The 10868-nt window shown below is 66.6% G+C and carries 6 protein-coding genes; 3 read left to right on the top strand and 3 right to left on the bottom strand.

What is annotated here, in order from left to right; translation table 11 throughout:
• The first annotated feature begins 291 nt into the window (after positions 1–291).
• From V3B64_RS05275 to V3B64_RS05265, 3 genes are read left to right on the top strand one after another with little or no spacing between them, the layout of a single operon-like run.
• Positions 292–1458 (top strand): MdtA/MuxA family multidrug efflux RND transporter periplasmic adaptor subunit, encoded by a 1167-nt coding sequence (locus tag V3B64_RS05275; protein ID WP_329913764.1) that lies wholly within the window; start codon positions 292–294, stop codon positions 1456–1458.
• The gene (locus V3B64_RS05270) at positions 1455–4532 is read left to right on the top strand and encodes a multidrug efflux RND transporter permease subunit (RefSeq protein ID WP_329913763.1); all 3078 of its coding nucleotides are present in this window, start codon (positions 1455–1457) and stop codon (positions 4530–4532) included. The genes V3B64_RS05275 and V3B64_RS05270 overlap by 4 nt, the downstream gene beginning before the upstream one ends.
• On the top strand, positions 4529–7594 hold the full coding sequence (locus tag V3B64_RS05265; protein WP_329913762.1) for an efflux RND transporter permease subunit: 3066 nt from the start codon (positions 4529–4531) through the stop codon (positions 7592–7594). The genes V3B64_RS05270 and V3B64_RS05265 overlap by 4 nt, the downstream gene beginning before the upstream one ends.
• A 133-nt stretch (positions 7595–7727) precedes the next feature.
• On the opposite strand, the gene V3B64_RS05260 is transcribed toward V3B64_RS05265, so the two are convergent.
• The 3 genes from V3B64_RS05260 to V3B64_RS05250 all read right to left on the bottom strand — a co-directional run bounded on the left by V3B64_RS05260 (position 7728) and on the right by V3B64_RS05250 (position 10846).
• Complete coding sequence (locus tag V3B64_RS05260) at positions 7728–8264, bottom strand: type II TA system antitoxin MqsA family protein (protein WP_121504288.1); 537 nt, start codon at positions 8262–8264, stop codon at positions 7728–7730.
• Positions 8265–9219: 955 nt separating this feature from the next.
• Entirely contained in the window at positions 9220–10293 is a 1074-nt protein-coding gene (locus V3B64_RS05255) for a 3-deoxy-7-phosphoheptulonate synthase (protein WP_329913761.1), read from the bottom strand.
• A gap of 295 nt (positions 10294–10588) precedes the next feature.
• The gene (locus tag V3B64_RS05250; RefSeq protein WP_005414620.1) at positions 10589–10846 is read right to left on the bottom strand and encodes a hypothetical protein; all 258 of its coding nucleotides are present in this window, start codon (positions 10844–10846) and stop codon (positions 10589–10591) included.
• Positions 10847–10868: the final 22 nt, after the last annotated feature.

Here is a 10868-nt window from a genome sequence, read left to right as displayed (position 1 = left end):
GTTTGTTGTTTGCCCGGTTGGGCGGGCCGGGGGCCGCCACCCGGGCCCCCGCCCGCAGATTCCGGCAGGTTGCCGGCCAGCGGCCGGCACTACCGAATGCGTTGCATGACCATGGTCATGCGGCATTGGCCGGGGTGATTGGCTACCATTGTCACCCCGTCGCTGCCGCGACGGCATCCAGCCACGCCGCGCCCGCGGCCCCGCCAGACAACTCCCTCCCCGCTGCCCGTGGTGCCGTGAACGCGCCGACGGGCCCGCATGTCCCTGCGCGCGCAGGGCGCAGGATGCCCCATGTCTGTCGCCGAAAATTCCCGCTTCCGTCGTGCCCGCCTGTTGTGGGCGGTGCTGGCCATCGCCCTCGTCGCCGTTCTGGCGTGGTGGCTGTGGCCCCGGAACGGCGCCGGCAGCAGCGACGATGCGCCGGGCAAGACGGTGCCGGTACGCGTGGCACGCGCCAGCGCCGAGCCGCTGGTGCTGCGCCTGAAGGCGGTCGGTACGGTCACCCCGCTGCACAGCGTGGTGGTACGCAGCCGCGTGGATGGCGAACTGCTGCGGCTGCATTTCCATGAAGGCCAGCAGGTGAAGGCCGGCGATCTGCTGGCGCAGATCGACCCGCGCCCGTATGAAGTGAAGCTGGCACAGGCTCAGGGTACCCAGCAGCAGAATCTGGCCGAGCTGGAAAACGCCGAGCGCCAGCTGCAGCGCTACCGCGAACTGCAGAAGCAGAACTACGTGTCCGGGCAGGAACTGAGCGACCAGCAGAGCAAGGTGCGCCAGCTGCAGGGCCGCCGCCTCAGCGATCAGGCGTCTGTTGATGAAGCGCGCCTGCAGCTGCAGTACACCCGCATCACCGCGCCGGTCAGTGGCCGCGTCGGGCTGCGCCGGTTGGACGTGGGCAACCTGGTGCGCGCCAGCGATGCCGAAGGCCTGGTGACGCTGGCACAGACCGCGCCGATCAGCGTGCTGTTCACCGTGCCCGAACCCGAGCTGCCTGCGCTGCTCGATGCCGTGCAGGCGCAACCGGCACTGGCGGTGGAAACCTGGGACCGCGAAGAACGCCGGCAGCTGGCCCGCGGCTCGTTGTCCAGCGTCGACAACCGCATCGATACCACCACCGGCACGTTGAAACTGCGTGCGCACTTCGACAACCACGATCTGGCGCTGTTCCCCAACCAGTTCGTCAACGTCCGCCTGCAGCTGGGCGAGCAGCCCGCGCTGCTGATTCCCGATGCCGCCGTGCAGTTCGGCAGCCAGGGCAACTACGTGCATATCGTCGACAAGGACAGCAAGGCACAGCGCCGCACCGTGGTGCTCGGTCCGGCCGATGATGGGCGCGTGGCCGTGCGCTCCGGGCTGGCCGCAGGGGACAAGGTGGTGATCGAAGGCATCGACGGGCTGGAAGACGGCACGGCGGTGGAGATCATCACCGAGGAGGCCGCGACCAGGGCCGGCGCATGAACCTCTCGCGCCCGTTCATCCTGCGCCCGGTCGCAACGACTCTCCTGATGGTGGCGCTGCTGCTGTCCGGCGTGCTGGCCTATCGCCTGCTGCCGGTGGCGGCGCTGCCGCAGGTCGATTACCCGATCATCCAGATCACCACGCTGTATCCAGGGGCCAGCCCCGAACTGACCACACGCACCATCACCGCGCCGCTGGAACGCCAGCTCGGGCAGATTCCCGGCCTGAAACAACTGTCGTCGACCAGTTCCGGTGGCGCCTCGGTCATCACCCTGCAGTTCGGGCTGGAGGTGTCGCTGGGTGTGGCCGAGCAGGACGTGCAGGCCGCCATCAACGCGGCGGGCAGCTTCCTGCCCGGGGACCTGCCGGTGCCGCCGGTGTACCGCAAGGTCAACCCCGCCGACACCCCGATCCTGACACTGGCGGTGACCTCGCAAGGCCTGTCGTTGCCGCAGGTGCACGATCTGGTGGATACGCGCATTGCCCAGCGCCTGGCGCAGTTGCCCGGCGTCGGCCTGGTCAGCCTGGCCGGGGGCCAGCGCCCGGCGGTGCGCATCCAGGTCAATCCGGCGGCGCTTGCCGCCAACAACCTGGGCATGGACCACATCCGCACCGCCATCGCCGCCGCCAACGTCAACCTGCCCAAGGGCAGTTTCGATGGCCCGATCCGCGCGGTGATGCTCGATGCCAACGATCAGATGCGCAGCGTGGATGAGTACCGTGCCCTGATACTGGCCTGGCGCGACGGCGCGCCGCTGCGGCTGGGCGATGTAGCCACCATTACCGATGGCGCCGAGAACCGCCAGTTGGCTGCGTGGAGCGGTACCACGCCGGCAGTGCTGGTGAACATCCAGCGCCAGCCCGGCGCCAACGTGATCGCCGTGGTCGAGCAGGTGCGTACGCTGCTGCCGCAGCTGCAGGCCACGCTGCCCGCCGGCGTGCAGATGAATGTACTGAGCGACCGCACCGAATCGATCCGCGCGTCGGTGCGCGGCGTGCAGAAAGAACTGGTACTGGCCATCGGCCTGGTGGTGCTGGTCACCTGGGTGTTCCTGCGCAATCTGCCGGCCACGCTCATTCCCAGCGTCGCGGTGCCGCTGTCGCTCATCGGCACCTTCGCGGTGATGCTGCTGGCCGGCTATTCGCTCAACAACCTCACGCTGATGGCGCTGACCATCGCCACCGGCTTCGTGGTGGACGATGCCATCGTGATGCTGGAGAACATCGCCCGCCATCTGGAGGAAGGCGAAAGCCCCCGCGATGCAGCGCTGAAAGGCGCAGCCGAGATCGGCTTCACCCTGGTGTCGCTGACTGTTTCGCTGATCGCGGTGCTCATCCCGCTGCTGTTCATGGCCGACCTGGTGGGTGCACTGTTCCATGAGTTCGCAGTGACACTGGCTGTAGCCATCGGCATTTCGCTGGTGGTCTCGCTGACGCTGACGCCGATGCTGTGCGCGCGGTTCCTGAAGCCGCACGCGAAGACTGCACATGCGCCCGATGTCTTCGACCGCGTCATCGGCCTCTACGACCGCCAGCTGCGCTGGGTGCTGCAGCGCCAGCCGCTGATGTTGCTGGCCACCGTTGCCACCCTCGCACTGACCGTGGCGCTGTACTTCGCCGTGCCCAAGGGTTTCTTCCCGGTGCAGGATGCCGGCCTGGTGCAGGGCATCAGCGAAGCGCCGCAGGCGATCTCATTCCAGGCCATGCGCGAGCGCCAGCAGGCGCTGGCGGCGGCCATCGAAGCCGACGAGGCGGTGGCCAGCGTCTCGTCCTACATCGGCGTGGACGGCAACAATGCCACGCTCAATACCGGCCGCCTGCTGATCGAGCTGAAACCGCACGGCGACCGCGACGGCGCCGCCGTGGTGATGGCGCGCCTGCAACAGCGCGTGTCGAAGATCCCCGGCATCACCCTGTACCTGCAGCCGGTACAGGAGCTGGGCATCGAAGACCGCATCAGCCGCACCCAGTACCAGTTCACCCTGACCACGCCGGATCTTGAAACACTGGAACGCTGGACCCCGAAGCTGCTGCAGGCGCTACGCCAGCAACCTGCACTGCGCGATGTCGCCAGCGATCTGCAGATGCAGGGCCGGCAGGCGCGCGTGGCGATCGACCGCGATGCGGCGGCGCGCCTGGGCGTAAGCGTGGAAGCGGTAGCCGATGCGCTGTACGACGCCTATGGGCAGCGCCAGATTTCGACCATCTTCACCCAGGCCAGCCAGTACCGGGTGGTGCTGGAGGCCGATCCTTCACGGCAGCCCGGGCCGGAGGCGATCACGGGCCTGCGTGTGCGCAGCAGCAGCGGGCAGACCGTGCCGCTGGGTGCGGTGGCACGCGTGGATCTGGGCCCGTCCGCACTGCTACGCAATCACGTGGGCCAGTTCCCGGCGGCCACGCTGTCGTTCAACCTTGCCCCGGGCGCTTCGCTGGGCGAAGCGGTGGATGCCGTGCACGCCGCGCGCGCACAGGTGAACCTGCCGCAGAGCATCGAACTTCGCCTGCAGGGTGCCGCAGCGGCCTTCAGCAGCTCGCTGTCGTCCACACTGTGGCTGATCCTGGCCGCGGTGGTGGTGATGTACATCGTGCTGGGCGTGCTCTACGAGAGCTTCATCCACCCCATCACCATCCTCTCCACCCTGCCCTCGGCCACCGTCGGTGCGTTGGCGGCACTGTGGGTAAGCGGACGCAGCCTGGACCTGATCGCGGTGATCGGCATCGTGCTGCTGATCGGCCTGGTGAAGAAGAACGCGATCATGATGATCGACTTCGCGCTGGACGCGCAGCGCACACGCGGCATGTCACCGCGCGAGGCGATCCATCAGGCCGCGCTGCTGCGCTTCCGGCCGATCCTGATGACCACGCTGGCCGCGCTGTTCGGCGCAGTGCCGCTGATGCTGGCCAGTGGTTCCGGCGCCGAGCTGCGGCAGCCACTGGGCTGGGTGATGGTGGGGGGGCTGCTGGTCAGCCAGGTACTGACCCTGTTCACCACGCCGGTGATCTACCTGGCCTTTGATCGCCTGCAGCGAGGCCGTGCGACGTCCCCGGTGGCCGTTGACGAGGCGCGCGCGTGACCCCCATCGCGCGCCTGGCGCAGGCCTGCGTGCAGCGCCCGGTTGCGACCATCCTGCTGGCGGTGGCGCTGGTGCTGGCCGGCCTGCTGGCATTGCGCCTGTTGCCTGTGGCGCCGCTGCCACAGGTCGATTACCCGGCCATTGAAGTCAGTGCCAGCCTGCCCGGCGCCTCGCCCGAGTCGATGGCAGCCACCGTCGCCACGCCGCTGGAGCGCGCACTGGGCAGCCTGCCCGGCATCTCACGCATCGACTCGGCCAGCACCCAGGGCCAGACCCAGATCGAACTGAAGTTCGTACTCGGCCGCGACATCGATGAGGCAGCGCGTGAAGTGCAGGCCGCCATCAATCTTGCACGCGGGCAGTTGCCCAGTGGCATGCCCGGCATGCCGCAGTACCGCAAGGTCAATCCCTCACAGGCACCGATCCTGGCGCTGGCACTGACCTCGGACACGCGTTCGCCAGGCCAGCTGTATGACGTGGCCTCCACCGTGCTGGCGCAGAAGCTGTCGCAGGTACCGGGCGTGGGCGAAGTGCAGGTGGGCGGCAGCGCCTTGCCCGCCGTGCGTGTATCGCTGGACCCGAATGCACTGAACCATGCAGGCCTGGCGCTGGAGGACGTGGCCCAGGCCATCGGCCGCGCCAATGCGGTGCGCCCGTTGGGCGCGGTGGGCGATGACCGCCAGCAGTGGCAGCTGGAAGCGCCGCTGCAGCTGCGCCAGGCCGCGCAGTACCGCGAACTGGCTCTGAAGGTGAGCGACGACCGCACGCTGCGGCTGGGCGATGTCGCCGCCGTTGCCGATGGCGTGGAAGACCGTTACGCCAGCGGCTTCCACAACGAACGCCCCGCCGTGCTGCTGATCGTCAGCCGCCAACCCGGCGCCAACATCATCGCCACCGTTGATGCCATCCAGGCGCAGCTACCGCAACTGCATGCGCTGTTGCCCTCCGGCGTGGACATGCGGCTGGTGATGGACCGCTCGCCGGTGATCCGCGCCACCCTGCACGAAGCAGAGCTCACGCTGGTGCTGGCGATCGTGCTGGTGGTGCTGGTGGTGCTCGGCTTCCTCGGCCACTGGCGTGCAGCGCTGGTGCCCAGCGTGGCGATTCCGGTGGTGCTGTTCGGTACGCTGGCGCTGATCGCGCTGATGGGCTTCTCGCTCAACACGCTCTCGCTGATGGCGTTGATTGTCGCGGCGGTGCTGGTGGTGGACGATGCCATCGTGGTGCTGGAGAACATCGCCCGCCATCGCGAACTGGGCGCCGACCGCTGGCAGGCGGCAGTACGGGGTGCATCGGAAGTCGGTGCCACGCTGCTGTCGATGAACGTTGCACTGGCCGTGGTGTTCGTCTCCATCCTGTTCCTGGACGACTTCGTCGAACGCCTGTTCCGCGAATTCTCGTTGACCCTGGTGGCGGCCATGACGGTCTCCGTGCTGGTCGCGCTGAGCCTGGTGCCGATGCTGTGTGCACGATTGTTCGTGGATGCCGCGCAGCAACCCTCGCGCTGGCAGCGGGGCAGCAATGCGCTGTTCGAACGTGTGCGCAGCGCCTACCTGCGCACGCTTCAGGCCAGCCTGCGCCGGCTGCGCTGGCCGTTGCTGGCCTTCGTTGCAGTCATCGCGCTTAACACGTGGCTGTTCCAGCAGGTGCCCAAGGGCATCGTGCCCAAGCAGGACACCGCGCAGCTGCGCGGCTTCGCGCGCGGCGATGACGGCCTGTCCTTCCAGGCCATGCAACCGAAGATCGACGCGTACAGGAAGCTGTTGCTGTCCGATCCGGCCATCGAGGACATCATCGGCTACATCGGTGGCAGCAACGGGGTCAACAACGCCTTCATCATGATCAAGATGAAGCCGCTGGCCGAGCGCAAGGTGTCCAGCCAACAGGTGATCGACCGCCTGCGCGCGCGGCTGCCCAAGCTGCCCGGCGGCAATCTCTATCTGTGGGTGGACCAGGACATCCGCCTGGAGGGCGCAGGCAGCAGTGGCAAGTACGAGTTCCAGCTGCTGTCGGCCGATACAGCACCACTGCGCGAATGGGCGCCGAAGGTGGCTGCCGCGCTGCGTGGCCTGCCCGAACTGGTGGACGTGGAAGCACAGGGAGAAGCAGGCATGCGCCAGGTGGTGCTGGATATCGACCGCGAAGCAGCCGCGCGCCACGGCGTGGACCTGCGCACCGTCGCCAACATGCTCAACAACTCCTTCAGCCAGCGCCAGGTCGCCACGCTGTACGACAGCCTCAACCAGTACCGCGTGGTGATGGAGCTGGACCCGAAGCACACCCAGGACCCGGGCACGCTGTCACGCCTGCAGGTGATCGATGGCAACGGCCAGCGCATTCCGCTGTCGAGCATCGCCAGCTGGCGCTATGGCATGGCACCGGACCGGGTGTACCACAGCGAGCAGTTCGCCTCGATCTGGATCGAGTTCGCGCTGGCACCGGGGATGGGCCTGGAACAGGCCACGCAGGCGATTGATGGTGCGATGTCGAAACTGATGCTGCCGCGTTCGGTCCAGGGAAAACTGTCCGGTGAAGCCGGCGGGCTGGATCAGCTGCGCGCGCGCCAGCTATGGCTGGTGCTGGGCGCCACGCTGGCGGTCTACCTGGTGCTGGGCATCCTCTACGAGAGCTTCCTGCAGCCGCTGGTGATCCTGTCCACCCTGCCTTCGGCCGGTGTCGGCGCGCTGCTGGCGTTGTGGCTGTTCGGCAACGAACTGAACCTGATCGCCCTGCTCGGCCTGTTCCTGCTGGTGGGCGTGGTGATGAAGAACACCATCCTGCTGGTGGATTTCGCGCTGGCCGGCGAGCGGCGCGGGCTGAGCGCGCAGGATTCAGTGATGGAAGCCGCGCGGTTGCGCCTGCGGCCGATCCTGATGACCTCGCTGGCGGCGCTGCTGGGCACGCTGCCGCTGATGCTGGCCAACGGCGAAGGCTGGGAGCTGCGGCAACCGCTGGGCATTGCGATTGTCGGCGGCTTGCTGGTCAGCCAATGGTTGACGCTGTACACGACCCCGGCGATGTATCTGGCCTTGGCGAGGTTGCGCGCGAAGAAGGCCATGTAGCGTGGAGACATGCTCGACTGCTCTTTGCAGGGAACCAACGCGCTTCTCGCGCAAGTCGATCATGGCTCGACGCTACAGAAGAGCGGTATCCACGCGTGGCGTGGATCTACGGCGGACATTGAGTAGAGTCGGATCAACGCACTGCGCGGACTGGACCAGTTGGCGTGCCGGGTGCGACCCGATGGGCCCGCGACACACGCCGGGGAGGCTTGGTTGCAACGTCCTGCAGCCTGTCCAGCAGCGGGACCGCCGTGCCGGTGCGCTCGGCAAGCCAGCGCACGACCTCGGGCTTCTCCATAGCCAACGACAGCAGCATGGTTGTGGCATCGTCGGGATAGGTCGTCTCGTTCTCGTAGCGGGAAAACGCGATCGCGCCTTTTCCAAACAGCGTGGCCGCTGCGCGCTGGGTCAAGCCGTAGCGGCGCCGGAACGCCAACACATCCTCGCCCAGCAGCAGCCCGCCGTAGTGGGCGCGCCGTGCGGCAAGTCGTCTCAGGTTCTCGATCTGCTGTGCGGCGCTGGTTGCCGTAGCGCCGCATGCGGGGCACTCCATCGCCAGCAGTTCGACGACCACAGGATTGCCGCGCGGAGTGAAGTGCCGTTCGCGTGTGGATGCCACCAGCGGTGCCTGCTCGCAGGCGGGACAGAGTCGGGACGTGGCTTTGTTCATGGCGCGCTCCAATGAAACGCATGATGCTCTACAGATGGCAGCTGAGAAATACGAGCCGCAACGTTCCACACCGGCCAACAGAAAATTTCAGGTAATAGTTGATGTCGGATCGGTTCATCCGGCACTTCTGCACATCGTCATAGCGAACTGCGTAGGCGTCACATGGATGCCAGGTGCCCAACTGGTCCCTGCACCACTCTGATCCCCTATGGTCCTCCGCTTGCAGGCACAGCAGACAGTCCAGAAGGTCGCCCAGCGTCCAGCGAAGGTTTTCCAGATCTCTCTGTGCTTTGCGGGTAGCCACCCAGACATCGTCAGGCTGCAACCCGCCTGTGCGCACGCATTCCTGCAAAGCCAACAGATCAATCAAGGGAGATCCGCGAACATTGATCGTTCGGCGCGACCTGCCGCATTCCGTTGGCTGCGGCAACTGCGCCGGATCGACCCTCCACAGCTCGGGCCTCAATTTATCACCGTGATAAATTTCGTCAAGTCCATGACTTGCCTTCCGCTCCTGCCGCCGTGGGTTGGCGACTCCCGGAAGGACAACCGTGAGCCATAGGCGGAACAGTCGGAATGGGCGTTTGCGGCGGGCCAGGCGTGACAAACGCAAGGCCCGCCTGCTGCGCGGAAATTTTTCAGCGAAATCAGTGAAGTATGGTTCTGACGGATATCTGCCAGAAGCAGGCTCATCAGTAGCCTGAAGCGCGCTGGCGGCGCTGATGTGGCCTCCAGCGGGTCGTAGCCGTCATTGCCGGGGACGGCGAATCGTCCACGCATGGCGTGGATCTACTGCCACCCCGGCGATGTACCTGGCGCTGTCGCTCATGCGCAGCGCCAGGCGCATCGCCGGTGCAGATGGGCCGGTCTCCAACTCCGACCGGCCCTGATCGCGGCCGCACCCCCGCAGGCGCTGGCCGCCATCCACACACGTGCCGCACTCAGGCGGCTTCCATCAAGCTGCTTCGGACACCTTCACGTCGCGACGGGCGCGCACGGCCGCAGCCAGTCGCTCCAGCACCGTCACGGTGGTGTCCCAGTCGATGCAGCCATCGGTGATGCTCTGCCCGTAGATCAGCGGCTGGCCTTCCACCAGTTCCTGGCGGCCACCGACCAGATGGCTCTCGATCATCACGCCAACGATGCGCTGTTCGCCGTCTTCCAGCTGAACGGCGATGTCCTCGATCACCTTCGGCTGGTTCTCCGGGTTCTTCAGGCTGTTGGCATGGCTGGCGTCGATCATCAGACGCGTCGGCAACTTGGCCTTGGCCAGCACCTGGCAGGCCTCGGCAACACTGCCTGCGTCGTAGTTCGGCTGCTTGCCGCCGCGCAGGATCACATGGCAATCCGGGTTGCCGGTGGTCGACACGATGGCGGTACCGCCCTGCTTGGTGACCGACAGGAAGTGATGAGGATTGGACGCCGCACCCACCGCGTCAGCGGCGATCTTCACGTTGCCATCGGTGCCGTTCTTGAAGCCGACCGGGCACGACAGCCCCGAGGCCAGCTCGCGATGCACCTGGCTTTCGGTGGTGCGTGCGCCGATCGCGCCCCATGCCACCAGGTCGGCGATGTACTGCGGCGAGATCACGTCGAGGAATTCGACACCGGCCGGCAGGCCCAGCTTGTTGATGTCGCGCAGCAGGCCGCGGGCGATGCGCAGGCCCTTGTCGATCTTGAAGCTGCCGTCCAGGTCCGGGTCGTTGATCAGGCCCTTCCAACCCACCGTGGTGCGCGGCTTCTCGAAGTACACGCGCATGACGATCTCCAGCTCACCGGCCAGCGCGTCACGCAGCGGCTTCAGGCGCTGGGCGTACTCGATGGCGGCCTTCGGATCGTGGATCGAGCACGGGCCAACCACCACCGCCAGGCGGTCGTCACGGCCATGCAGGATCTGGTGCAGGGCCGCGCGCGAGGCGCTGACGGTGTCGGAGGCTTCATCGTCACAGGGCAGCATCGCCAGCAGCTGGGCAGGCGGTGTCAGCGGTTCGATGGTGCGGATACGCAGGTCGTCGGTGTGCGGGGGCATAGCAGGAGATCTCCGGAACGTTGGGGGTCCCCAGCGTGGCGGCATGAAAAAAGCCGCCAGGTTCGCTGGCGGCTTTCGGGAATGCGTCTGAAGCTTTCTTCAGGGTGAGCGCAGTCCTTCCTCCGCCAGTGGCTTCGGAAAGTAATACCAGTAAAAGCGGGTGGCGGCTGCGTTCATGGGATCTATTGATAGCACAGCTTTTGCGCAGTGCAAAATGTTTCATCCGCAACTGGGGACGCGGTTCAGCGAGGTGCGCACCAGCCATGCCTACGCGGCGGCAGCCACGCGAAGTTGCTCATTTACCATGCACTTCCACGTCCAGCAGCAGGCCCTCATGGATGTCGGCCCAGCGCTCCAGCACGCGATCCAGTTCCTGCCGGGCTTCGTCCAGCTGCTCGGGGTTGAGCAGGGAACGCGCGGTGTAGAGGTCGGAAACCAACCGCCGCAGGGCCGATTCCGGGATGGCCACCGACGGCCCCTCCAGGCCCGGCAACTGCAACGCCGGGCTGTCGCCAAGAGGGCCGAACAGCGTGACCTGGAGCGTGCTCTGCATGATCGACTTCCCTGCGGATGGA

It is taken from the genome of Stenotrophomonas sp. SMYL86 (assembly GCF_036320025.1).
In the GTDB taxonomy this organism is placed as follows: domain Bacteria; phylum Pseudomonadota; class Gammaproteobacteria; order Xanthomonadales; family Xanthomonadaceae; genus Stenotrophomonas; species Stenotrophomonas maltophilia_A.
This window is presented reverse-complemented; position numbering and strand designations above follow the sequence as displayed.